We start from the raw sequence: 25,190 nt of genomic DNA on the forward strand, positions 1-25,190 counted from the left end.
TGCATCCTTAATTATTGACATGTCAAGCTTACATTATTAATTCTTTCCATATCTTTTTTCTCATCATAACTAATTGTAAACTTACATTTATTATTATTATCTACTTTTACTGTGTACTGAGTTCCAGCTCGAACACCGGTTAAGTATACCGTGTGGTCATCATTAACAATTGACGTTGAACTGTCAGCATCAGATGTAACAATAGTGCCAAACTTGAGCGGTGTGCCTTTATAACTGACAGAGGCTAAAAAGTTATAACCTTTACGTACATCAAATACAACTTTGCTAATTGCTCCTCGTGTTGGGGCAACTTTCAGTATTTTCCCATCAACATCATAACCTGTGCCAAATGATTCTGGTGACAAGGCAACATCATTATAGTGATAAGCCGTTGCATAAGGAATAAGCGCATAGCCAAAACGGTCTATTGATATATTCTCTCCTACTCTATCGAGCTGTGCTCCTACGGCACCTTTAGCCTCAACTAAAATTGCTGTATCATTTGCTTCTCTGGCAAAAACTACTCCGCCCTGATGGATCACCATAGAACCTGTCACACCATAGTCAAACTCTTTAGAATTGCCCGTGAATGATGTACCTGTGCTTATGTCAGCAGCATTTGCTTTATAATGTGCATTTAAATTAGATCTATCTTGATTGTTATTGCTGACAGACTGATAAATATTATAATTAAATTTATTATCTAACGCATTTCCATACAAGCTAGTGTTATTGCTATATTTCGAATTGTTATAGCTAGTACTGCTTGACAAATACATTCTATTTTTCTCAATGCCATTAGTTAATGGCATTGAGAATGACAGATAAAACATATTATCGCTCAGGCTTCGAAATTTGGTTTTGGTATAATTAGCAGATAAACTTACATTATTTAACTGTGTAAATGTTTTATTCCAACCAATCTGGGTGTTCTGAGATTTTGTGTCTGTTCCCCAGTAAGAATTCACATTACCCCATAAATATAACTGTCCATAATCACCCAGACTCTGAGAAACATTGATCTGGAAACTATTTTTCTTCCTCTCGCTTCTTGAATAGAAGAAGTAATCACCGGCATCATATTTAACACTGTCTTGATAATTAGCTTCACTCAGGCTGTAGTAATTAGACGTCGAATAGCGGTACCCCGTTAACTGAATGTTTGTTCCAGTATCACTGAAAGATTTTGCATATAAAACTCGATAAGAATTTCCGACGTAATTTTTACCTTTAATTGTTGCCTTAGCCTGAATCGAATCTAAAGATAGAGCACCAATATTACCCATATCTTTTCCTAAACCTAAGCCAAAAGCGGCATAGTCATCTGCAATCTGGTATCCGGTATACACAGTTGTGTCAAGGGGTAAACCATAGCCAAATGTACCCTGGAGAAATTTACTTTTCTCTGCATATGAGATATCGAGTTGCCCTGCGGAAACTGAATAATTATATCTTCGATGACGTAATAAGTTCGGCAGTGAAGAATAAGGGACGATATACCTCGTTACCAAACCTTGATCCGAGGTTAATTCTACCTCATAGTCGCCACTGGATCCTACCGAGTTCAAGTTATCTATATTATAAGGTCCAGGATTGATATACTCCTGATAAAGAATGTTATCATTTTGTTTAATTGTTATTTTTGATCGTGTTTCAGCAACACCTTTAATAACTGGGCTATAGCCTCTTTCACTTTCAGGCAGCATCTCATTAGATGTGGCAAGTGACACGCCAATATAGGTATTTGAGTCAAATAACATTGATCCCAGAACACTTTGTCCGATGGTTAACGTTGATCTGATAGAATTAATGTTTTTTGTGGCAAAAAAGTTATTAGAATTCCATTCATGGCTAGATTTGTTACCTGTTTTACTTTGATTGTAATACGTACTTGAATTAAATCGCCATGAACCAAGATTCAATCTATTAGAAACACTAAAAAATGTGGATGAATAATCTTCCATTTTTTTGTTTTTCGTGTAGGAACCATTAACGTTATAATTAGTTACTAGTGCAGGTATACCATCATCCCAGTCCGCTTCATTCGCTAATGTTGAGCGAATCGATTTAAGGTAAACTTGCGGTATTTGTAGTGTCAATGTAAGTTTTGATAAGTTAACATCATAATTAAAGTCATCAATATAATCTGAAATATTAATACATGTATTTTCATCAGACACTGCATCAAATTTGGCAGATGCATCCTTATTTAGAGGAATGATGTCAATAATTTTCTTTGTAAAACATGCTGAAACTTTCTTTTTTTTATCTTCTTTGAAGATCACATCCATACTGCCTAAGAAACTATCCCCGACATTTATACTCAAGAAATACTTACCCGGTGTTACATTGTTTCCTGCAGCAATATAAGAAAGATCCTCGATAGAATCGACATCAGACCCCAGGAAGAGAGGATTAAAATAATCCTGCGAATATGAATAATTTACATTTAAAAAAAAAGTAAAAAACAGGAATCCTTTCATCATTCGCATTAGATCATTTCCAGATTAATTAAAGTTGCATTGTTTATCTTTAATCTGAACACCATAATCATTGATAAAGTTAAATTTTAATTTTTTACTTTTATCGCTTGTGTTCAGCATGAACTCAGTCATCGGGGCAATAGTTGCAGCAGGTAGCACTTCCTTTCCATTTATACTTAATGAAGATAAGTTCATATAAAATGGCGTTGGGTTTTTAATTTTCAAATTATTATTTTCATAGCTACACCTTAATTTTTCGTATGACGTAAATGAATCTCCATCAATATTGGTTGGCCTGGTAAATAATTTTATTTTAGTGGTAGTGGAAATTAACAGCGCATTGTCTATCTTTTTTTCTTCCTCCGTTAGCGATGGAATGACTTTAGTGTTCAGGTAATATAACTTCTCTTTGTTCTTGTAGAGTTTATTTTTATCTCCTGTGTATACTACATTTAGTAAACTGTCAGTATTTGCCTGAATGACAAAAAGGGGCGGCGTGATGATAAAATCTGACACCTTTTTATCATTCTCATCTGTTACCCATGACTGAACAAGATAGTTTGAATCCTTGTCACTGTTATAAACTTTCAGGGTCGCTTGATTTTTATCAATCGGATAGATCAACCGAGTGGCTCCTAATGAAACGCCACCTGCATTTACCGAATGACAGCATAATAATAAAGGAGTGATTAACGCTATTTTTTTTAACATATTTACCCCAAACAGGTAATTGGTCATGTCTGACCAATTACCTTTAATTTAAAGAGTTAACATTAATTGTAGGTCAGCATGAAGTTTGCAGCAGATTGAACCTTACCTGCAGTTACTGTGGCTGCTGTTGATTTGTAATCTACAGATAGTGGGATAGTAGTACTGCCTGTCACAGCCACTGGATTACTGATCGTGCCAACATTTAATGCAGTACCATTTGGATTAAATAACTGCAGGCCTACATTCTCTGCAGAACCAGCACCTGCGTTATTGGATAACACACCTGGTTTACCTTCGACAGTCTGGCCGCTAAAAGTAATTTGTACTGTTTTAGCAATTTCGGTATTACAATCAACCAGACTGATGGTGAATGGTTTTTTAGCATTAGCCAGCTGATCCGCTGCTTTAAAAACACTTGTTTTTACAGTATCCAGAGTAACGATTTTATCGGTATCTGATCCAGAAACAGCACAAGCTCCTGCAGTTACTTCTCCGTTAAATGTAACCTTACCGCCATTCACGCTCACTGGAGTTGGTTCTGGATCAGCTGCATTTGCTGCGCCGCAGATCAGTGTAGCCAGTACAGCAGAAAGTAATGTGATTTTTTTGTTAATAAACATGTTTATATCCTTATATATGAATGATAATAGCGATTGTGGGCGACCCCATCACATGTGACAACTGGTATAATTCCCACATGTCATGATGTAACATCAATTATCAACACAATAATCCGTTGGTTGTAATTAAACGCGCAATGCCTATTTTTAAATTATTTAAAATTTATTTCACAAACACCTCATCGCTTAACGAGGTGGATAATTTAAGTGAAATCCTAATTAAGTGATAGCTAAAGCCTTCCCATATATCTAAGGAAACTTCTTAATAATTCCTAAGAAAAATCTATAAAATTTATTAATAAAAAAGATTATTTCCAGATAAGAAGCCTTAATTATCATAAGGTTACAACAAATAACACCAACAAGAATATTGTTTTTTTCATGTTAAGATTGTTTTTTCCTTGTTGAAAAAAGGCATAAAAGTAAACCTTCGGTAAAAACACTTAATATATGTCGTGAAAATTAATGCCAACCCCTTCGTTTTATTCCACCTTTTGCATAGACATCCCACATGAAAATAAATTCCGGCTTATATCAGGATTAATTTACCGATGGTTAAATTAAGTCACCCTTAATGCTAATGATGTAACGGCACCATGCTTTCGATGAAAACAACCATCATTTTTCTCCTCGGCTGTACAAACGTGGGAAAAGGTATGAACATCATCAGTATTATTAATCCACTCAATAACGTATCTGATTGCGATTTATTACAATCGATTTTAACGTTGTTCAAATTATCCATTCCGGAAGTAATCGTGTTGCCTTTTTTCAGTATATCGACTTAACCTGTGGGTTAATCGGTGTAAACTCAGCATACTGCGGCACCTTTATCTGATACCACGGTGCCCAAAAGCCCCCAAGGGAGCGTAATATGAATACCGGACCACTGACCGAAGAAGAACTGGAATGGCTGGATGATGTGTTGATGGAATGCGGTAATGATGATTCAGTGCTGGATGTGTCAGAGCTTGACGGCCTGCTCACTGCGATTCTCTCTGGTCCCAATATGATCCCGCCCTCTCAATGGCTGCCAGTAATTTGGGGAGGTGAAAAGCATGATCCCGGTTGGTCTGATGAAAGTGAGATGACCCGCTTTATGAACCTGACATTCCAGCATATGAATGATATTGCTGAGAGGCTGTGCTATGTACCGGACCAGTTTGCACCGCTATTTGGCTATCGGACTATCAAGGGTAAAGAGTATACCGTGGTGGAAGAGTGGTGCTTTGGTTACATGCGCGGCGTGGCGCTGGATGACTGGTCGGCGCTACCAAAGAGTATGCAGTCCGAACTGGATGCTATTGCGCTACATGGACGAGAAGAAAATTTTTCAAAACTCGAGCAAATGACGGAGGATGCGTTTGAACAGAGCCAAATGGCTATCGGCCCGGCGGCGCTACAGCTGCATCACCACTGGCTGACATTGCGCGCACCGACATCTGAACCCCGGCAAGCTACACCGGTGAGCGCTCAGCTTAAAGTCGGTCGCAACGACCCTTGCCCTTGCGGGAGTGGGAAAAAATTCAAACACTGTTGCCTGCACTGACAGATATGCGCCCGAAACAGGCTCAGCGACGATTATTGTTGTCGCGCCTGCGGGCTTTAACCGTAACTAACCCGACTCAAAGCCGGCTCAGGCAATCCATCGCGACGGCCTTAAAGCTGGCAAAGTTCTCGCTTTCACGCAGGCGTATCATCGCCCTTTCTCGCATAAAGGTAACGAACAGGTCGTAAATGGCCATTGCCTCTTCGTATTCAGTTTTACTGATCGCCAGCAAGAAGATGACATATGCCACCTCATCCCCCCAGACAATGCCCTGCGGTGCCAGAACGGTATAGACCACGGTCTTTTTCGCCAGTAATCCCAATGAGTGCGGTAGCGCGATCCCTTCCCCCAGCATGGTGCTGACAATGGCTTCACGCTCTTCTACCGAAGGATAAAACTGCTCATCAACATAGCCTTCCAACTCCAGATGACCGCACAACTGACGAAATAGCTGTGAACGCTCGATCGGCTGGTCAATCACGAGAAAATGGCTCTCATCAAAAAATTTTTCCAGCATATAAGGTTTGGTACGATCAACCAGCACCAGCTTACCAATTTGTTCCAGTTGGTATTCAGTAGGAAAAGGTGACATCACCACGCTGGGTTTACCCTTCTCACTCAAGCGCGCAGTGGAAATGACAAAATCTTCATCAATACTCTGCATCTCTTCATACTCACGCAGCGAGACGATGTTCTTTACCTCGATTTGTGGATACTTGCGCATCAGCATCGCCTGGATCATCCTTACCGTTGAATTACCGGTATCACAAACCAACAGAACCTGTGGATGTCGTTGATAGCCCACGTTGTAGTGCCGTTCCAGCCCAACACCGATATGCAATACCAGAAAGCCGATCTCATTTTCACTGATCGCATAAGGGGTGTATTTCCCCCAACTCGATACCGCAGCCAGCGTGACATCATATGCCATGGGATAGTGCTGTTTGATATTGGCTAATAATGGATTAGGAATGTGTATCTGATAACGTACCCGCGTGATCATAGTTTTGATATGGGTAAGCAAATCAGCGCGCAGTTGGGGATCGTTCTGCAGATTGAAGTTGTAGTGGTTATTGATATAACTAAGGATATAGTCCACCAGCGACTCGCCGTCGTCCGGGCCGATGGCGCTGGGCGCAATCTCCTGCACACGGCGCGCGGCAATATTCACCCGCAGGTAGGCCTCTTCTGAAGGAGAGATTGCCTTTCCGGTGATAGGTCGCATCAAATTAATCATATGACGTGCAGCATCACGCACATCATCATCCACATCCTCAGCGCTGAAATCCGAAAGTGGGTACCCTTCACTGATCCGCCTCACTGCAACCGCGCAGTAGAGACGCAGATAATGTTCGCAGTCATCGGTCATTCTCACGTTAAAGCGCGAGAAACACTGATGCAGCAACGGCTGCAGCGTCATCAGCATCCCGCTGTTGAGTACTTCAAGATTCAACAGTGGGCTTTCGTTCTCTTCCTGTGAAATCTGGTATAGCAAATCGGTTAAACAGGTACGAATCGAGACTTCGCTACCAAACAACTTCATGCCATAACGCGGCTTGGTTTCAATTTCCAGGTTATACCGATTTAGCCATTCTCTCACTTCAGCCATATCACTTTGCAGCGTGGCACGACTGACAAACCACTCTTCCGCCAGGTCCTCAAGCTTAAGCGAAAAGGCTGAAGTAAGAAAACGGGTCAATAAATAGTGCACCCGCTCGGCCGAGGTCCGAGGAACGCGCAGATGCGTGCGAGCCTCCTGTAGTAAACGTCCATAGCGCGCAGCGTCATCAATTCTCAACTGGTAGCCTTCACCACGATTCAAAACAAAATGTGCTCCATGTTGGGCCAGCATTTCGTTCAACGCGATAATATCAGTCCGTACGGTACGTGTAGAAACGGCAAAACGCCGCGCCAGCTCATCCTGCGGCAGAGTTTCGTTTTGCAGCGTGTCAAACAGCTGCGCCAGTCGTTGATTGGGAAATCTCACATCACTCATCCATCATTGACGTTAGTTGTTATCAAAATAACACAGGGCGAATCGATCGCCCTGTTTTCATCTGTCCACTGACTGTGGTCGATACTAAGGAGTCAGGACCATCGCCGAAGGCGCGCCCACCGCAGTATATTCATCACTGAAGAGCAGCTCACCGCTGGCGCCGTCTACGCTAAAGCGCGTAATATTATCACTCCGCTGATTCATGACATAAATGGATTTTCCATCCGGCGATAAGGTAAGCGTGCGTGGGTAATCACCGCGCGTCCAGATATCATCCTTATGCGTCAGCGCACCACTCGCTTCGATAGCAAAATGTGCAATGCTGTTATGCAACCGATTGGCGATATACAAATTTTTACCCGCACTGTCGATAATTAGCCCTGCGGCAAAACTGGTGCCTTTATAACCCGCGGGCAGTGCTGAGACCGTTGCCCTCTCAGACAATGTCCCCTGCTTTTCATCAAGAGCATAATGCGTCAGCGTCGAAGCCTCTTCATTAATCAGATAGATCCCTTTTCCATCGTGCTGAAAAACAAAGTGCCGCGGACCGGCCCCCTCAGAAGAAGCGGGGATCCAGGCAGGTTTATTGGGCATCAGTTTGCCATCATCGCTCAGGCGATATTGATAAATACGATCCAGTCCTAAATCGGTCGCAAAAACAAATTTTCCGCTACGATCGCTGGCGATCATGTGAGCGTGCGGACCGTTATGGTCGCTTATGGCAAAGCTGCCTTCTACCGCAGCTACGGGTCTGCCTGCGCCCGCAGGACCTTCATCCTGCTTGCTGTCGCTGGCTTCACTCAAGCTACCGTCGGTATTCACCGGCAAAACCGCGACGGTTCCGCTGATATAGTTAGCAACCAGCAGGTGCTTGCCGTTTGGCGTCAGGGACAGATAAACCGGCCCCGCCCCCTTCGAACTCACCTGATTCAGTAACGTCAGGCCGCCATCCATGCCTATCTTATAAGCCGCAATCATGCCCGGCTGGCTTTCACTGCCGACATACAGCACCTTACCCTGCGTATCCATTGCCATCTGGGCCGCATTAGGTAACGTACTGACCAATTTTTTATCGCTCAATGCGCCGTCGGGACCAACCTGGAAGCGATAGACCCCTTCACCATTCGGGTTATAGGTTCCTACATAGGCATATTGCGCCTGGGCAAAAAAGGGTGTCATCGCCATCAGCCCCATAGAGAAAACAGAAATTAACGATTTACGCATATTTTCCTCACCCGGGGCCAATGTATGGCCCACGTTGTTATGCCAGCAGTTTTTTAGTGATTGCCAGCAGCGTAGCCACATCTTCCGGGCGCGTGTCGCCAGAAGCTTTATCGATGATAGAACTGTAGATATGCGGAATGATTTTGCTCACGCCCGCATCCAGCGCAATCTGCAGGATGGTTTCAAAATTTTCCAGATCGATGCCACCCGTAGGTTCCAACCAGAAATCATGACGTGCGCAGGCTTCAGCGACAGCCTTAAATTCGTCGATCGAGGCCAGGCCGCCCATCGGGAAATATTTGATCGAGCTGCCGCCCATATCTTTTAGCAACGCAATGGCTGTTTCGACCGGGACGATCCCCTCAGCCGCTTGCGAACTCAATGGGCCGGTAGAGATTTTGACCAGCCCCGGCTTACCCGTAGGCGAAACCAAACCGTTCACCACCGTCTCAGACTGTCCCAGCAGCGCACGGCTTGGACCAACACCGGTAAAAACCTGATTGACGTGTTGAGGCTGCACCTGCGCAGAAATGGCACTGACCATCGCTGACTGATTCGGGTCACCCGCTCCCAGTCCGACAGAAAGTGCATTGTCGATCAGCGCCGCGTACTCACGCATATCGGTCACCGCCTCGTCGACAGTGCCATAATTTTTCGACAATACGCCCACCAATACATGACCTTCAGCCGCCTGCCAGATCGCACGTGCGTTCTCCTTCGATCCCGCAAGTACATTCAGGCAGACGCGATTTTTATAAAAGTTAGGGGTAAGCGTCATGCGTTTTTCTCTCCGGCCAGTAAAGCGTTAATGCAAATATAAATGGTATTAAGTTGTTCCGGCGTTACGCTACGGACATCAACTTCAACAATCCCTTCATTGGCCTTATAGCCACGGAAATAGATCGCGATTTCGCCCGTTTTTAGCGCCTGCACCAGTTCGCCTGTCGTGCGGCCAATAATGGCTTCATCAAAATGGATCTCCGTTCGTGCGATGTCTCGTCCGGCGGCATCCCATACCACGCGTGCACTGACGCCCTTCAATGCGTTCAGACTGTCGATAAATGGCGTCATTTTTTCCACCATTTCAGCCCCGCTCACTTTTTCCCGGGTCAGGTAGTTTTCAATCGCCTGTGTCAGGCCCAGGATCCCCTCCTTACCAACTTTCATCGCACGACCAATGCCATTTGACTGACGTTTTACCCACTCAACGTACTGATGTTTACCGACCACCAGCCCGCTGGTAGGGCCTTCAATGGCCTTCGCGCCGCTGTAAATCACCAGATCGGCACCGAACTGGTAGTAACACTGTAAATCTTCTTCTGCCGCAGCATCGACGATCAGCGCGACGCCATGCTTACGTGCCACAACAGCCGCCTGTTCGACGCTGAGATGACTTTTCTGCACACAGTGATGGGATTTGATATAAAGAATCGCGGCCGTCTGCGGGGTGATCGCCGCAGAAAGCTGCTCGGCTGAACATTCGTTGGCATAGCCCGCTTCAACCAGGCGTCCCCCCCCCATCGTTACCATCGTGCCCACCGGGGCGCCAAAATTGACGTTATGCCCTTTCGGTACAACGATATCGTGTGGCACGGTCAGCGGCGCGGCGTGTAGGTTTTCCAGCAGCCAGTCGTCATCCTTCACGATGACTGCCGCTACCGACTGAGCGATCCCGGCAGAAGCGCAGGAAACCACTACGGCATTTTCCGCGTTCAGTAATTTCGCGATGTAAGCACCGGTTTTATTCACCAGGTCTTTCATTTCGAAATAGTGGTTCAGGCCATATTTGACGGTATCGACAACATCCGAGCTCGGGGTAGAAACGCCCAGGATAGTCATACGGCCGGATGCGTTAATAACTTGTTTTAAATTATATTTTTCATAAATTGAAGACATGATTGGCTTTCCCTTCATCAGTCACAACCCACTGGCCCGCGACAACGGACGCTACGGGTACCAGATGTTTCTCGCCCTGGAGGGTTGCCCCTTCGGAATCAACGAACGGACGAGTTTCTTCTTTGATGGTAAAAATAGTCAGGTCGGCATCAAAACCGGGCTCGATCCGGCCTTTGCTTTTCAGACGCAGACCTTCCGCTGCTTTATGGGTAACACAGTCGATCACCTGCGGCAGCGTCATACCCACGCTAAAGAATTTCGACATCACATGGGCCAGGTTATGCACCGGCCCATGAAGACGGTTACGGCAGTAAATATCCGAACTGATGGTGTCCGGTAAAATACCTTGCGCGATAGCCACGCGCGCCACCTCAAAGCTGAAACTGGCGCTCCCGTGCCCCACATCAAGCCGAACACCACGTTTTAACGCCTGATGGATGGAGGCCCGCAGCTCGCCAGCCGGCGTCAGAATGCGGTTGGGTTTACCGTTATAGCAGTGAGTGATGATGTCGCCTGAAGTGAGTAAATCAGCAATCTCATCCAGATTGGGGGGATTGTTGCCAATGTGTACCATCAGCGGCAGATTATCGTTTTCCTGCTGTATTTCTTTCGCACGTTGCAGTGGCTTAATACCATTTTGCCCCACCACGCTGCTGCTAATACGCGCTTTAATACCGACGATAAAGTGCGGCAAACGCTGTACTGCGTCCCGTACGCCGACCTTATCGATCTGCGTCATGTCCGCCAGTTCATTTTGCGTCACAATGCCCGTACGAGCGATATTCAGCAGTGCGTAAACCTGAGTTTTCGCACTACGCGTGAGCTGGTAAAAATCATCAATATCATCCGCGCCGGTACTGCCCGCATCCACAACGGTAGTAACGCCGGTGGTCACACCGATAGCATCGGCTTCGTCATGGTAGATCGGCGATTTCGGATAGCAATGGACATGGGAGTCGATCCAGCCGGCACTCAGGTAGTAACGCCCGGCCAGATCGCGTTCTTGTTTCGCTTTGTCTTGCAATTCGCCAATGGCGGCGATTTTGCCGTCGTGTAGTGCGATATCAACCACACGTTCATCGGTAAGACGCGCGCGGCGAATAATGAGATCGAACATGACAACTCCTTGAACGACGGCTCACCCTTATGAGCAAGCCGGGATCACCGTTAACTGATAGCAACCGGGAAAAGCGCGCCGAGGATCATCGCGCCGAGAATCGCGCCGCCGGTGATCGGTTTGTTCCAGAGATAGAACAGCAGTGCACCGACCAGTGAGCCAAGACCAATGGGAATGGATGCCGCCATTGCCGACAGGATAATCAGCGGCCCGAGAAAGCGACCAGACGCGTTACCTGCACCCATCATGACATCCGCACCGTAGGTTGAATCGCTTTGGTTGATCGTAAATTTACGCGCCAGAATGATGAGGTAGCCAATGGCCAGCCCAATCACCAGGCCGGTCACTATTGAGGCAGCAAAGTTAGCGACCGGAAAGACAATGCCTGCGCCTAACAGTAACGCAGGCACGCCCAGGCCAACGCCCGTTTGAATCGCCCCACCGATATCAAGGATCCCAACCAGCGACCCCTCAATAATGCGGGCAAACAGAAAGCTTGCACCGAAAGCCGCAACCGCACCATAAGCGCCGGTATCAATGCCCGCTCTCAGCATTGAGACGAAGGCCACTTCGTTAAATGCCCCGATACCGTAGAGATAGTACATATGCGTACCGGCAAACACGCCCGCAGAGAGCAATCCGACAAAGATCGGGAATGACCAGTCGGCATACCAAAAACCGCTTTTTGTTTCACTCATTTCCATCGTCCTCGTTACTTACCGCTCAAGGCGTTGTGAATCATATCCAGCCAGCCCGGGATACCCAGTTGGAAAGACTGCAACATTTTCATATCGAAGCCGCGGAAGAAACCACTCAGAACAAACAGCAACACAATGGCAAGCATCATGATTTTGGTCACTTTGTTCCAGCCACTCTCTTCAACCCCTTTACCGATCAGGATCCCCAGCACCAACCCCGGTACAGCGTTACCCATAATCAGCTGCGCCAGACCGCCAAAAATGGTGGCCCAGAAGCCAGATTTCTTACCGGCATCAATCGCGGCCAGCCAGAAAATCACCGGCATCACGGTATTGACCAGCAGGTTAGCAGCAGGGACCAGCACCTTCACTGCCGTCACTTGTAACGCGGCCGGAACGGCGGAGGCGGTAGAGTTGAGGAAAGCCACCACGATCATGCCGATAATGCCGCAGACAATGGCCATTTTTTTCGGATCGTGCAGCGTTTCAGCGACGTTGCGGTTCTTCACCATCAGTGCAGCCGCACCCCAGTTAGGAATAATGCGATGGTCAACGTCCTGGGTAAAAGCACCCGCCGCAACGGAGGAAGCCCAGGCGTTAAAGAAAAAGCCAAGGCCAAAGGAGAAGTGAGAAGCAGGATCGCCTTCACAGGAGTTCAGTTCACCCAGCGTTCGAAATGCGCCCATCCCCTGCGTGGTGGGCGCGTGAAACATACGTGCGGCACCCGCACCCACGCCGACCCCGACCAATCCGCCGATGATTAGCGATTTAAATAAAATAATTAAAAACATCAGTCTTTCCTTAAGGGCTTGCGCCAACGTTTTTTAATCATGATTATTCCCTGATGCATTAATCGCTCAGGGTATCTATGCCCCATTCGGAAATGCACCGTCATATGCCGTTCAGAACGTGCCCCACAGGTCAGCCGGTGTAAAACCATACGGCTTTTAGTGCACGCCACGCCGATACAGGCAGGTCAGGAACCCGAAGGAAACGTTCTTATTGCATCACTGTGAAGGTCACCTTATCGGTGTCAATCACGGTAACGTTGACGACAATTTCCAGCTCAACGCTGTAATGCCGTCTTTCTCGCGCCAGGAAAAAGAACAGGAATTTCTCTTTTCTGACGCTTTCCTGCGCACGAATGACTCGCACATCCTGTGGCTCAATGCGCAGCAGAATTTTGTTGGTGGAACGAAGTACCGCACTTTGTACGCGACTCAGGGCATCAGCAAACGCTTTACCTTTGGTGTCACCTTTACCGCTGACACTCACCGTGGTCGTGGACTGTTCTTTCATGGTTGACCATGCTTTTTGATCCAGGCCTGCACCAGTCGCTCTCCCAGTTCCTCTTTGTCCATAAAACCGAATCCGAGCACATTACAACCTTCATTGATTGCCGTTACGCCTTCATCAACAGAGCGCATACCGTATTTGGCTTTATAACCATATTTATTCTGCGCGGTAATAGCCCCTGCGCCGCCGCTTCCGCAGAAGGAGATACCGAAAGTGGCATTCTCTGCTTTCATCACATCGCCCAGTTTCATGTCAGCCGCCACACCGGGTACCACGACAGCGCGTCCGCCCGCTTTTTCAACACCGGCAGCCACTTTTTGGCCTTTACCTAAACGATCGCCAATTACTACGGTTACTTGTGACATGTTATTTTCCTTTAAATCATGTTATTACGAATTTTCTTTAGCGACTTCAAAGTGGACAGACAGCAGCCAGGCCTCTTCTTTCGGCAAATTGCCAAACAACTCAACCACCTGCCGGGCCAGTTGCATGGAATCTTCAGAGATATCTTCAAATAGCTCCTCCTCGACTTCCGGCAATGCTTCACCCGTCAAGGATCGCAGCGCCATCGCACTGACATGCGAAGCCAGCATCTGCTGCTGTACAGTGTTGGGGGTGATTGCCTTAACTGCAAACAGATCGCCTATCTGCATCATCACCTTGTCGGCCAGCGCGTGGATGGCTTCCGGGCTAGCTGCCGAATTCACCGTTACCGCTCCGTTATTCACGTTATTACCCCTTTCCTCTTCGGATAAACTTTTTCCTGTTGTCCTTCAAGCTCTGTCAGTCGCACCACACATCGTGGCTGAATTGTGAGCAGGTCCAGGCAGCAATATCCTGCGGCTTGAATACTTCAGGCTCTGTCGTTCGCGTTAAAATGAAATTACCCTACAGGAGGTGAGGTTTGTAGACCGACTTTTTCCATTTCGAAACGGAAATAGGGCAATGAATAGAGAGCGATGTCGCAAAACCGTTATTTCACGCAAAAAGAGCAGAAATTATGAGAGATTCGTCACTTTTTTAGCGAGGTAATGGCAGAGTCATGCATTAATCATGTGGGAATAAAAAATAAATACGCTGTTGTCGCACAGATATAAGGAAAGGTGATGGCATCCGGCCATACTAAATTACCGATGCAATCGAGTTGCTGAACAGCATGACCTGGCAGGCGATAAAGAAGAGAAAAGTGTTCCCGGACGGATGATTAAGCACGGAAAGCGATCTTAGCACGCAGGGTGGCTGCGAGCGATCCCACGTCAAATCCCTGACAAGCCGTTTATGGACCGGTAAATAATTCTGCATAAATAAGCTCAGTTCTATGTTAATAACAACCCGATAACCGAACTGACAGTAATATCACCGCTAAACTCTTTAAAAGCTTCGGTATTTTTCTCACGATGCATTTTAAGCTTCAGCTGCGCTAATTTCCCTTAAATCGACAGCGATGAAGCGACAGATGAGGAGTTATTTATCGTTTGGCACCGACATCGTCGTAACCACTGCCAATAGCCCCGTAGTGGTACACGTCAGAATGTCGTCAGGAAGCCGTGAAATAATGCGGACGACGGTATTTAATTATATCGAGTGTGATTAGTTGCAATTGGCTTCGTCGCCAGAGTGCCTATGGCGCGAAGAATGACGGGTAACAGGCCGGAATTTTCCGGCCTGTTAAATCTTAACGGAATTTTTTATGATTCTCGTTGCGCGTGTCCGCGAGTTTCTTCGCTTCCTCTTTTGCGCCCGCAACATTTCCTGCATCGACTAACTTGCTGGTCGCATCGATTTGCCCGATCAACGTGTCCAATCCGGCATGATAATCTTTGATTTCAGGACTATCTGGTGCTTTTCCTTCAAGTTTATCAGGCGTTTGTGTTTTCGCATCTTCAGCTGCAGCACGCATATCGGTTAACGCCTTTTTCATTTCAGCAGCGTCATTTGTGTTCATGACCGTCCGATAGCCGCCGCTAAGCGCATCCATATCGTCTGACAGATCTTTCGCCAGTGCCGATGCACTGCCACATAGTAGAGAAACAGCTAACATTGCAATCACATGCTTACGCATAAGTTTCATTCCTTATTGTTATGACAAATGAGTACCCGGCATTATTTGCTTTAAAACAACCGTATCTACCCTAAATCATTCAAGTTGCAGAGGGTAGCGGCAAGCTCCGGAGTCCCCCCGTTCGCTGACTCGGATAAACGATCGGGGTGATTGAGTGCAGCGAACAAACCCGCGATTTAAAATCATAACGGGTATATTTGCTTCATACTCTACACTGCTAACGTTACAGCTTAAATCAGGATATATAAACGCTCCACTTTTCCCGTTATCACGTTGCTTGTCTGATTACAGCATCCATCGCGATAGTCGGGCTGCCGGGATCCGACACCCCGTAAAGGTTTTTTTGTACGAGTAAAAAGGAGCGCCGCCCTGTTTATTGACCTGCGATTTTCATTTCAGGCAGCAATACTGAACCACACTGAATGTTGCTACGTGTTTCAATGTCGTTGCCGACGGTAACAAGATTACGCCACATGTCCTTCAGATTGCCAGCAATCGTAATCTCACTGACCGGATACTGAATCTCACCGTTTTCGACCCAGAAACCTGCCGCTCCGCGGGAATAATCGCCGGTAATGCCGCTCACACCTTGCCCCATCAGCTCCGTCACCACTAAACCGGTTCCCATCTGCTTCAGTAAGTCCGCAAAACTGGCCCCCTGTCCGTTAATACGCCAGTTATGGATGCCACCCGCATGTCCGGTGCTCTGTAGACCCAGCTTGCGTGCTGAATAACTGGTGAGTAGCCAGCTTTGCAGTATCCCTTCTTTTACGATGTCACGTTGCTGTGTGCGCACCCCTTCACTGTCAAAAGGCGAAGATGCCAACCCTTTTAACAGATGCGGCTGTTCTTCAATCGTGAGCCACTCTGGTAGGATCTGCTTGCCAAGTGCATCAAGCAGGAAGGTCGATTTACGATAAACACTCCCGCCACTGATAGCACCAACCAGATGTCCAAACAGGCCGGTAGCCACTTCAGCAGCAAAAATAACCGGCGCTTTCATTGTCGAAAGTTTACGCGGTGAGAGGCGTGACAGCGTACGTCGGGCGCACTCTTCACCCACCCACTCTGGCGACTGAAGATCGCTCATAGCCCGGCCGATTGAGTAGGCATAATCGCGCTCCATATCACCTTTTTCTTCAGCAATAACGCAGCTGGAAAGCGAATGGCGGCTGGAACAGTACCCCTGCATCATGCCATGGCTGTTGCCGAATACTTTAATGCCAACATGGCTGTTAAAGCTGCCACCTTCAGTATTCGTGATGCGTTTATCGACATTCAGCGAGGCCTGCTCAGCGCGAGCGGCCAGTTCAATCGCTTTATCAGCATCCAGATCTGACGGGTGAAACAGATCAAGATCCGGCGCTTCAAAAGCCAGCAGTTCGCGATCGGCAACGCCTGCATAGGGATCCGGTGAGGTGAAACGGGCAATATCAATTGCCGCCTGAACCGTGCGCTTGATGGCATCAGGGCTCAAATCGGTAGAAGAGGCGCTGCCTTTACGATTCTGGTGATAGACAGTAATGCCCAATGCACCATCGCTGTTAAATTCAACATTTTCCACTTCGCCATAGCGCGTACTGACGCTGATACCCGTCGATTTACTGACGGCGACTTCCGCGCCATCGGTACTGGCTTTCGCCAGTTCGAGTGCCTGCGCGACGGCCTGTTCCAATACCTTCCGTTGTTCTGCAACCTGAGTGAGTACTTTCATCGACCTGCCATATATAATTGATGGTGAATGATTTGAGTCTATCAGACTCAGAGAACAATTTCGCAGTAGCCACGTAACCTGATAGCATTAGCCTCTTTTTTAGGAGCCTAACAATGACCAAGCAGCCCGAAGACTGGCTCGATGACGTACCCGATAACGAAGAAGAAGAAGATGACGAGATTATCTGGGTCAGCAAAAGTGAAATTAAACGCGATGCAGAAGAGTTAAAACGCCTCGGCGCCGAGATGGTAGAGCTGAGCAAGAACTCACTCGATAAAATTCCGCTGGATGACGATCTGCGAGCAGCGATTGAGCTGGCACAGAAAATCAAGAAAGAGGGCCGTCGCCGCCAGTTGCAGCTTATCGGTAAGATGCTGCGTTCGCGCGACGAAGAACCGATTCGCCAGGCGCTGGATAAACTGAAGAATCGCCATAATCAGCAGGTCGCGTTATTTCATAAACTGGAAATGATGCGCGATCGCCTGTTGGAACAAGGTGACGATGCGATCCCGGATGTACTGAATCTTTATCCGCATGCCGATCGCCAGCAGCTTCGCTCGATGATCCGCAACGCGCAAAAAGAGAAAGCCGCGAATAAACCACCGAAAGCTTCCCGCCAGATTTTTCAGTATTTACGCGAACTGGCCGAAGCCTGAAACCACGGCAGGGACAACCCGCGCTAAGGACAGCATACTAAAGAGGGGCATCGCGCCCCTCTTGCGTTTAGCGTCCTAGTCTGTCCAGCAGTTTTTGATGGATCCCACCAAAGCCACCGTTACTCATGACCAGCACAGAATCACCAGGCTGGGCGGTTTTGGCAATCATCTCAACCAGCGTGTCCACATCAGCGCTCCAGTGCGCTGGCTGGATACAGGCATCCGCAACATCTGACACCTGCCACGGAATATGGTGGGGCTGGAAGAGGAAGACTTCATCGGCACGGCCCAACGCAGGCGCAAGGTCGCTTTTGCTGATCCCCATCTTCATCGTGTTGGAGCGAGGTTCCAGAACGGCCAGAATACGCGCAGTACCACCGACTTTGCCCCGCAGCGCGGCAAGCGTCGCCAGAATCGCGGTTGGATGATGGGCAAAATCATCGTAAACCTTGATTCGATTCACTTCACCCCGTAATTCAAGACGACGTCGGGCATTAATAAAGTCGTTTAGCGCACGTCCTGCCTCTTCGGGTTTCACGCCAACATGACGTGCCGCCGCGATCGCCATCAGGCCATTATGCATATTGTGCTCGCCCACCAGCGACCATTTTACTTCTGCGACGCGTTTACCCTCAAGCAGCACTTCCCAGTGTGATGCATCTGGGGAGAGCTTTTTCGCCTGCCACTGGCCGCCGTCTCCCATCCGCTCCTGCTCGCTCCAGCATCCCATCGATATCACCTGCTTCAGGTTAGTATCGTGTTCCGGCCAGAGAATTTTACCCTGACCTGGCACGATACGTATCAGATGATGGAACTGCTTCTGAATCGCACGCAGATCGTCAAAAATATCGGCATGATCGAACTCCAGATTATTCAAAATCAGGGTTCGCGGACAATAGTGGACAAATTTTGAACGCTTATCGAAGAAAGCACAGTCATATTCATCGGCTTCAATAACGAAGAATGGGCTTTTTCCTAAATGTGCCGATACCTCAAAATTTCCCGGTACGCCCCCAATAACAAAACCCGGTTCGAGACCGCAAGCCTGCAAAATCCACGCAGCCATCCCCGCGGTTGTTGTCTTTCCGTGCGTTCCGGCAACCGCGATCACCCAGCGGTCGCGCAGTACAAAATCGTGTAGCCATTGCGGTCCGGAGAGGTAGGGAATATTGCGTTCCAGCACCGCTTCAACACAGGGGTTTCCACGTGTCATCGCATTTCCGATAATCACCAAATCGGGGGCTGGGTCAAGCTGTGAAGCGTCATAACCTTGAATTAAATCAATACCTTGTTTTTCCAGAAGCGTGCTCATCGGCGGATAAACGTTAGCGTCAGAGCCCGTTACCTCATGCCCAAGAGAACGTGCCAGCATAGCCAGTCCTCCCATGAAGGTACCGCAGATACCGAGAATATGAATGCGCATAAAAAGTCCATTACTTAAAAGTTCGGGGCACAGTTTAGCGCCGAGTCTCGCGGGAAGAAACGGATTTGGGCTATGGTCTTTACTATTCAATCAGCTAAACTGCGTACGTATATATTGGCAGTTTGTAAAAACCTTTGCTACTCAACCACAGATTCAGGGATTGTGTTATGAAAACGTTAGGCGAATTTATCGTCGAGAAACAGCAAGACTTTCCTCATGCGACTGGTGAACTGACAGCCCTTCTCTCCGCTATTAAACTCGGCGCCAAGATCATCCACCGCGATATCAATAAAGCCGGGTTGGTTGATATCCTTGGCGCCAGCGGTGTAGAGAATGTTCAGGGCGAGCAGCAAATGAAGCTCGACCTGTTTGCCAATGAAAAATTGAAAGCTGCACTGAAAGCACGCGGTATTGTGGCCGGTATCGCTTCTGAAGAAGAAGATGAGATTGTCATTTTCGAAGGTGTTGAAAATGGCAAGTATGTCGTGTTGATGGATCCGTTAGACGGTTCTTCAAACATTGACGTTAACGTCTCTGTCGGTACCATTTTCTCCATCTATCGCCGTATTACACCACCAGGTACACCAGTAACAGAGGAAGATTTCCTCCAGCCAGGTAGCCAACAAGTTGCGGCTGGCTACGTGGTTTACGGCTCTTCCACCATGCTGGTTTATACGACCGGCTATGGCGTGCATGCCTTTACCTACGATCCTTCCCTCGGTGTATTTTGCCTGAGCCAGGAGCACATGATGTTCCCGGCGAAAGGCTATACCTACTCGATTAACGAAGGGAACTATATACGCTTCCCGCAGGGTGTAAAAAAATACCTGAAGTTCTGCCAGGAAGAGGATAACAGCACCAACCGGCCTTATACGTCACGCTATATCGGTTCGCTGGTGGCTGATTTCCATCGTAACCTGCTGAAAGGCGGTATTTATCTCTATCCAAGCACTGCCAGCTATCCAAAAGGAAAATTGCGTCTGCTGTATGAATGCAATCCAATGGCGTTCCTTGCCGAGCAGGCGGGCGGTAAAGCCAGCGACGGTAAAAACCGGATTCTTGATATTCAACCGCAGTCGCTGCATGAACGCTCGCCGTTTTTTGTCGGGAATAATGAAATGGTCGATGATACGGAACGCTTTATCCGCGAATTCCCCGACGACTAATCACCCGATTCAAAATACCAGGATAAAGGCCGGGAGAGATATCCCGGCCGATTATTGTCTGCTGATTTTAAACAGTGACATGCTCTGCACCAGTTGCTGTGCCTGTTCTTCAAGTGACTGCGTAGCTACCGTTGCCTGCTCTACCAACGCGGCATTATGCTGCGCGACTTCATCCATCTGCGTTACCGCCTGATTCACCTGCTCAATTCCACGACTCTGTTCCTGGGATGCACTGGAAATCTCTTTCATCAATGCGGTTACCCGCATCACTTCGCTGGATATTTCATCCATGGTTTCACCGGCCCGGGTCGCCATCATGGTCCCTTCCCCGACCCGGCTTTGTGAATCGCTAATCAGGACGCGGATCTCTTTCGCTGCATTGGCGCTGCGCCAGATTGCGCACTTCATTGGCAACCACCGCAAATCCTCGCCCTTGCTCACCCGCGCGCGCAGCCTCCACTGAGGCATTAAGCGCTAATATATTGGTTTGAAATGCAATGCCATCAATGGCGCCCAGGATATCAGCGATGCGTGCTGAACTGCTGGAAATCTCTCGCATCTTTTCCATCACGTAACACACAACTTCAGCCCCACGATCGGCCGTTTCGGAGACGCTACGCGCCAACTGATGCGCCTGGTGCGCATTATCCGCGTTAAGCCTTACCGTTGCGGTAAGCTGTTCCATGCTGGCGGCGGTTTGCTCAAGTGAGGCTGCCGACTCTTCAGTACGCTGAGCAAGATTCTGGTTACCCGCAGAAAGCTCCCGGCTGCCGATATCAATTTGCAGACTGGCATCACGTACACGACTGACAGACTGCCGCAATGCCTGCTGCATACGCCCTAAAGCGCCATTAAGCCTTCCTGGCTCGTTATAGCCGCCTTGCGGCATCGCCTGGGTCAAATCGCCTGCAGCAATATGCTCTAAATGCCGAATAGCATTATTCAGCGGCTTAAGTAGCATGATGTTCAGAATAAACCAGGCGGATGCCGTCAGCATAAGTGTTAACAGGAAACAGATGGCTATCAGGGCTTTCATTCGCATTTCGTTTTGCGCAGCCTGCCTTAACTGCATGGCGCTAACCTGATTAGCGTAGAGGCTAAAATCATCCACGGCACGACCAAAACTGGCCGCGAGTTGAGAAATATTACCTTCGAGGATGTCATAATAATCATCCGGGCTTTGCCTGGAGAGCGCCCTCATCATCGGTGCGATTGCCCCCTCAAAATAACGTTGATAGCTGACACTAACCGCACGTGATAATTTTTTTCCCTGTGCGGTCACCGTATTCGCATCTATAAATTGTTTGAGCTGTAGCTGCGACCGAGCGGCATATTCCGCCGCACGCTTTGCATTTTCTGCGCCATCATCAATTAACCCTACCTCCATTTTTCGTACTGCCAATGCAGAAGTCGCCCGCATCCGTAGCAGGTTACTGCTGCTCAAATAAAGGTTATTTAATTCAATACCCTGTATCCGATTAATCGCCTCCAGGGATTTATTCCCTTTGTTGATCGCGATAATCCCCATAATACTGACAATCAGTAATAGCAACGTCATTAGTGCTAATAAAACCAACAATCCGGAACGTAGCGTTATTCGGTTATGCATGAAAACCCCGGGAAGCCATAGGTAAAGGGTCCTGAAACCAGGAAAACGCAGAATTTATCGGCAACGCGATGCGAAACTTTAATGAATGGCACAACATGGATTGACGAACATAAACGCATAAGCGAATCTTGTGGCCGCTAATAAACTCGTTATCGTTATCCTGAGGAAGTTCATGAAAAACACCCTGCTCGCGATTTGTTTGTTACTGCCCTTTGGTGCTATGGCTCAGAAAGCTCCGGCTGCCAGCACTCAAATTGATACTGCACTGCAAAGCTGCCTGAACAAGGAAACAACCACTAAAGACATGTCCCAGTGTTATGCCACAGCAACTCAGGCATGGGATAAAGAGATGAACACCCAGTACAATGCGTTAATAGCCAAACTGGATAGTAATCAACAGAAACTGATGCGCAATGCGCAACGCGACTGGCTTAAATATCGGGATAGCATGGCAAATGCGTCCACCACATGGCTTTCCCAGTCACAGGGTACGATTTCGTCAGTGACTGCGGCTTCACAGCAGTTAGTTGTTGTGAAAAGTCAGGCGTTGGTATTGAAGTCCCTGAAAGATGCAGGTTGCGTTGATCCCGATGGCTGTAAATAACAGTAAGTCCCAATAATTCTTCGCCTGACGTCGTCCCACCTTTTATATTTGTGGTGGGGTGATCAATGCAGACCTGGCGAGCCGGTTATATTCCGCCTCAATGCGTATTATCACGCGTTAATGGCTCGCTTATTTACAGCCGCCTGCAGATGATTTGACAGAATTGATGCTTATCCCATCCTTTATTTGTCCTGTTCAGTGATAATCAGGAGCCTGTTCAAGTAAGTGACCGGGGTGACTAAACGCAGCCAACAAACCTGCGGCTTGAAGTATGACGCGGCTATACCCTAAATAATTCGAGTTGCAGGGCGGCGGCAAGCGCAGGGATCCCCGGGAGCTTACTCAAGTAAGTGACCGGGGTGACTAAACGCAGCCAACAAACCTGCGGCTTGAAGTATGACGCGGCCATACCCTAAATAATTCGAGTTGCAGGGCGGCGGCAAGCGCAGGAATCCCCGGGAGCTTACTCAAGTAAGTGACCGGGGTGACTAAACGCAGCCAACAAACCTGCGGCTTGAAGTATGACGCGGCCATACCCTAAATAATTCGAGTTGCAGGGCGGCGGCAAGCGCAGGAATCCCCGGGAGCTTACTCAAGTAAGTGACCGGGGTGACTAAACGCAGCCAACAAACCTGCGGCTTGAAGTATGACGCGGCCATACCCTAAATAATTCGAGTTGCAGGGCGGCGGCAAGCGCAGGAATCCCCGGGAGCTTACTCAAGTAAGTGACCGGGGTGACTAAACGCAGCCAACAAGCCTGCGGCTTGAAGTATGACGGGTATCTATCAGGAGCTGTAAATGACCGCATATTCCTCATTAATTATTCTGGTTTTTCTGGGAGTGCTCAGTTTTTTCGTCCATAACACGGCGGTAACGATCTCTATCCTGATCCTCATTTTTATTAAAATAACGCCTCTCTCTCAGTTTTTCCCGGTGGTCGAAAAACAGGGCATTACCGTTGGCATTATCATTCTGACTATTGCGGTGATGGCCCCGCTGGCCAGTGGTTCATTACCTCCAAGTACACTGCTTAAATCTTTTTTTGACTGGAAATCCCTGCTGGCGATTGCGGTGGGTATTTTGGTTTCCTGGCTGGGCGGTCGTGGCGTCGCATTAATGAGCAGCCAGCCTACAATTGTTGGTGGCCTGCTGATTGGCACGATTATCGGTGTATCACTGTTTCGTGGTGTGCCGGTGGGACCTCTTATTGCAGCCGGTATCGTGTCGATGTTTATTATTAATAAATAACCGACGGGCCATCGGTTTGCCTGGCCTGTTTATCGACTATGAAGCCGGAAGGTACCTATTTCACTTAAGATCAGAGCACCACACTGGAGCATTCCGAAAGCCCAAAAAGAGGGAATACTTTCAGAGCCAGTTGGCTATAATAGCCGTCACTCGATTTAAGACAATTGAAGGAATGCGAGATGAGTTTGAACCATGTTCCTGCGGGTAAAGACCTGCCAGAAGATATCTATGTGATCATTGAGATCCCAGCAAATGCCGATCCCATCAAATATGAAGTAGATAAAGAGTCTGGCGCCCTGTTCGTTGACCGCTTTATGTCTACCGCAATGTTCTATCCATGCAACTATGGTTATATCAACCATACGCTGTCACTGGATGGCGACCCGGTTGATGTGTTGGTCCCTACGCCTTATCCGCTTCAGCCTGGTTCCGTGATCCGCTGCCGTCCGGTTGGCGTACTGAAAATGACTGATGAGTCAGGCGAAGACGCAAAACTGGTTGCAGTTCCACATACCAAGCTCTCTAAAGAGTACGATCACATTAAAGATGTGAACGACCTGCCAGAACTGCTGCGTGCGCAAATCACTCACTTCTTCGAGCAATACAAAGCGCTGGAGAAAGGTAAGTGGGTCAAAGTTGAAGGATGGGATAACGCTGAAGCTGCAAAAGCTGAGATCGTGACATCTTTCGAACGTGCGAAAAACAAATAAGCCACGTCATTCGTAGTAAAAACGCCGTCCACTGGACGGCGTTTTTTTATCTCTGAAACTTAAGTGTCACTGTCGCGCTGTAGCCAGTCGCCGCTATCAATGCGCTGTCGTCCATCGATGGAGCGTTGATAAACATAAATCCATGCTGTGCCGTAAGGCGTCTGCAGCAGTTCACGTTTATACTCTCCGCCTTTAGTTCGTAACGCATCCAATTCGGCCATCGTACTGGCATCCACACGGTACACTTCGCAGTATACCTGACCTTCACCTCTCACAATGCCGGGATAATGGCCAAGGCTATAAAGTTCATAGCCCTCGATCTGATGATCGCCCAACCATTGCGCATTAGTCATCCAGTGACTGTTACCCTGCTTGCGCCGTAGACTGCCATAGACAATTATTCGCATT

General features: G+C 47.9%; 23 protein-coding genes and 1 pseudogene. 6 read left to right on the forward strand and 18 right to left on the reverse strand.

Features of this window, described 5'->3' with window-relative positions; genetic code table 11:
- Positions 1-11: 11 nt before the first annotated feature.
- From J1C60_RS15810 to J1C60_RS15820, 3 genes are read right to left on the reverse strand one after another with little or no spacing between them, the layout of a single operon-like run.
- A complete protein-coding gene (locus tag J1C60_RS15810) occupies positions 12-2,492 on the reverse strand; it encodes a fimbria/pilus outer membrane usher protein (protein WP_128179125.1) in 2,481 nt (826 codons plus the stop codon).
- Positions 2,493-2,507: 15 nt separating this feature from the next.
- The gene (locus J1C60_RS15815) at positions 2,508-3,221 is read right to left on the reverse strand and encodes a fimbrial biogenesis chaperone (RefSeq protein ID WP_235859183.1); all 714 of its coding nucleotides are present in this window, start codon (positions 3,219-3,221) and stop codon (positions 2,508-2,510) included.
- Positions 3,222-3,256: 35 nt separating this feature from the next.
- On the reverse strand, positions 3,257-3,814 hold the full coding sequence (locus tag J1C60_RS15820) for a fimbrial protein (RefSeq protein WP_128179126.1): 558 nt from the start codon (positions 3,812-3,814) through the stop codon (positions 3,257-3,259).
- A gap of 874 nt (positions 3,815-4,688) precedes the next feature.
- Here J1C60_RS15820 and J1C60_RS15825 point away from each other — a divergent pair.
- A complete protein-coding gene (locus J1C60_RS15825) occupies positions 4,689-5,363 on the forward strand; it encodes a YecA/YgfB family protein (protein WP_128179127.1) in 675 nt (224 codons plus the stop codon).
- A gap of 76 nt (positions 5,364-5,439) precedes the next feature.
- Here the strand turns inward: J1C60_RS15825 and J1C60_RS15830 are convergent, their stop codons facing one another.
- From J1C60_RS15830 to pmbA, 12 genes are all read right to left on the reverse strand, one after another.
- On the reverse strand, positions 5,440-7,350 hold the full coding sequence (locus tag J1C60_RS15830; RefSeq protein WP_128179128.1) for a BglG family transcription antiterminator: 1,911 nt from the start codon (positions 7,348-7,350) through the stop codon (positions 5,440-5,442).
- 93 nt (positions 7,351-7,443) lie between these two features.
- Positions 7,444-8,583: a lactonase family protein gene (locus J1C60_RS15835; protein WP_128179129.1), complete on the reverse strand. Its 1,140-nt coding sequence runs from the start codon at positions 8,581-8,583 to the stop codon at positions 7,444-7,446.
- A gap of 37 nt (positions 8,584-8,620) precedes the next feature.
- Positions 8,621-9,361, reverse strand: a complete 741-nt coding sequence (gene dagF / locus J1C60_RS15840; RefSeq protein ID WP_128179130.1) for a 2-dehydro-3-deoxy-phosphogluconate aldolase — start codon at positions 9,359-9,361, stop codon at positions 8,621-8,623.
- Positions 9,358-10,479 (reverse strand): DgaE family pyridoxal phosphate-dependent ammonia lyase, encoded by a 1,122-nt coding sequence (locus J1C60_RS15845; protein ID WP_128179131.1) that lies wholly within the window; start codon positions 10,477-10,479, stop codon positions 9,358-9,360. Before J1C60_RS15845 ends, dagF begins: the two co-directional genes overlap by 4 nt.
- Entirely contained in the window at positions 10,463-11,596 is a 1,134-nt protein-coding gene (locus J1C60_RS15850) for an amidohydrolase/deacetylase family metallohydrolase (protein ID WP_128179132.1), read from the reverse strand. Before J1C60_RS15850 ends, J1C60_RS15845 begins: the two co-directional genes overlap by 17 nt.
- Before the next feature lie 50 nt (positions 11,597-11,646).
- Positions 11,647-12,294 (reverse strand): DUF4310 family protein, encoded by a 648-nt coding sequence (locus J1C60_RS15855; protein ID WP_128179133.1) that lies wholly within the window; start codon positions 12,292-12,294, stop codon positions 11,647-11,649.
- A gap of 14 nt (positions 12,295-12,308) precedes the next feature.
- Positions 12,309-13,085: a DUF4311 domain-containing protein gene (locus tag J1C60_RS15860; protein ID WP_128179134.1), complete on the reverse strand. Its 777-nt coding sequence runs from the start codon at positions 13,083-13,085 to the stop codon at positions 12,309-12,311.
- A 208-nt stretch (positions 13,086-13,293) separates the two neighbouring features.
- Positions 13,294-13,593 carry a DUF4312 family protein gene (locus tag J1C60_RS15865; RefSeq protein ID WP_128179135.1) on the reverse strand — a complete coding sequence of 100 codons (300 nt, stop codon included), beginning with the start codon at positions 13,591-13,593 and terminating at the stop codon, positions 13,294-13,296.
- Positions 13,590-13,955 carry an SFCGS family glycine-rich protein gene (locus tag J1C60_RS15870; RefSeq protein ID WP_128179136.1) on the reverse strand — a complete coding sequence of 122 codons (366 nt, stop codon included), beginning with the start codon at positions 13,953-13,955 and terminating at the stop codon, positions 13,590-13,592. The genes J1C60_RS15865 and J1C60_RS15870 overlap by 4 nt, the downstream gene beginning before the upstream one ends.
- Positions 13,956-13,979: 24 nt before the next feature.
- Positions 13,980-14,318: a glycine dehydrogenase gene (locus J1C60_RS15875; protein ID WP_128179137.1), complete on the reverse strand. Its 339-nt coding sequence runs from the start codon at positions 14,316-14,318 to the stop codon at positions 13,980-13,982.
- Positions 14,319-15,265: 947 nt separating this feature from the next.
- Positions 15,266-15,652, reverse strand: coding sequence for a cytochrome b562 (gene cybC / locus J1C60_RS15880; RefSeq protein WP_128179138.1), 387 nt, complete (start codon positions 15,650-15,652; stop codon positions 15,266-15,268).
- Positions 15,653-16,025: 373 nt separating this feature from the next.
- Positions 16,026-17,366 (reverse strand): metalloprotease PmbA, encoded by a 1,341-nt coding sequence (gene pmbA, locus J1C60_RS15885; protein ID WP_128179139.1) that lies wholly within the window; start codon positions 17,364-17,366, stop codon positions 16,026-16,028.
- A 113-nt stretch (positions 17,367-17,479) separates the two neighbouring features.
- On the opposite strand from pmbA, the gene yjgA reads away from it, so the two are divergent.
- A complete protein-coding gene (gene yjgA, locus J1C60_RS15890) occupies positions 17,480-18,022 on the forward strand; it encodes a ribosome biogenesis factor YjgA (protein WP_128179140.1) in 543 nt (180 codons plus the stop codon).
- A 67-nt stretch (positions 18,023-18,089) separates the two neighbouring features.
- Here the strand turns inward: yjgA and mpl are convergent, their stop codons facing one another.
- The gene (mpl, locus tag J1C60_RS15895; protein WP_128179141.1) at positions 18,090-19,445 is read right to left on the reverse strand and encodes a UDP-N-acetylmuramate:L-alanyl-gamma-D-glutamyl-meso-diaminopimelate ligase; all 1,356 of its coding nucleotides are present in this window, start codon (positions 19,443-19,445) and stop codon (positions 18,090-18,092) included.
- 167 nt (positions 19,446-19,612) lie between these two features.
- Between mpl and fbp the strand changes: the two genes are divergently transcribed.
- The gene (fbp, locus tag J1C60_RS15900) at positions 19,613-20,611 is read left to right on the forward strand and encodes a class 1 fructose-bisphosphatase (RefSeq protein WP_128179142.1); all 999 of its coding nucleotides are present in this window, start codon (positions 19,613-19,615) and stop codon (positions 20,609-20,611) included.
- Positions 20,612-20,662: 51 nt separating this feature from the next.
- Here the strand turns inward: fbp and J1C60_RS15905 are convergent.
- Positions 20,663-22,220 (reverse strand): annotated as a pseudogene (locus J1C60_RS15905) (methyl-accepting chemotaxis protein).
- Between the two features lie 172 nt (positions 22,221-22,392).
- Here J1C60_RS15905 and J1C60_RS15910 point away from each other — a divergent pair.
- From J1C60_RS15910 to ppa, 3 genes are all read left to right on the forward strand, one after another.
- Positions 22,393-22,824, forward strand: coding sequence for a lysozyme inhibitor LprI family protein (locus J1C60_RS15910; RefSeq protein WP_128179143.1), 432 nt, complete (start codon positions 22,393-22,395; stop codon positions 22,822-22,824).
- Positions 22,825-23,622: 798 nt separating this feature from the next.
- The gene (locus tag J1C60_RS15915) at positions 23,623-24,072 is read left to right on the forward strand and encodes a DUF441 domain-containing protein (RefSeq protein WP_128176237.1); all 450 of its coding nucleotides are present in this window, start codon (positions 23,623-23,625) and stop codon (positions 24,070-24,072) included.
- Positions 24,073-24,251: 179 nt separating this feature from the next.
- Positions 24,252-24,782: an inorganic diphosphatase gene (ppa, locus tag J1C60_RS15920; protein WP_052902138.1), complete on the forward strand. Its 531-nt coding sequence runs from the start codon at positions 24,252-24,254 to the stop codon at positions 24,780-24,782.
- Between the two features lie 59 nt (positions 24,783-24,841).
- Here the strand turns inward: ppa and J1C60_RS15925 are convergent, their stop codons facing one another.
- The gene (locus J1C60_RS15925; protein ID WP_128176235.1) at positions 24,842-25,189 is read right to left on the reverse strand and encodes a gamma-glutamylcyclotransferase family protein; all 348 of its coding nucleotides are present in this window, start codon (positions 25,187-25,189) and stop codon (positions 24,842-24,844) included.
- Between the last annotated feature and the right edge of the window lies 1 nt (position 25,190).

The organism is [Pantoea] beijingensis (genome assembly GCF_022647505.1).
In the GTDB taxonomy this organism is placed as follows: Bacteria; Pseudomonadota; Gammaproteobacteria; order Enterobacterales; family Enterobacteriaceae; genus Erwinia; species Erwinia beijingensis.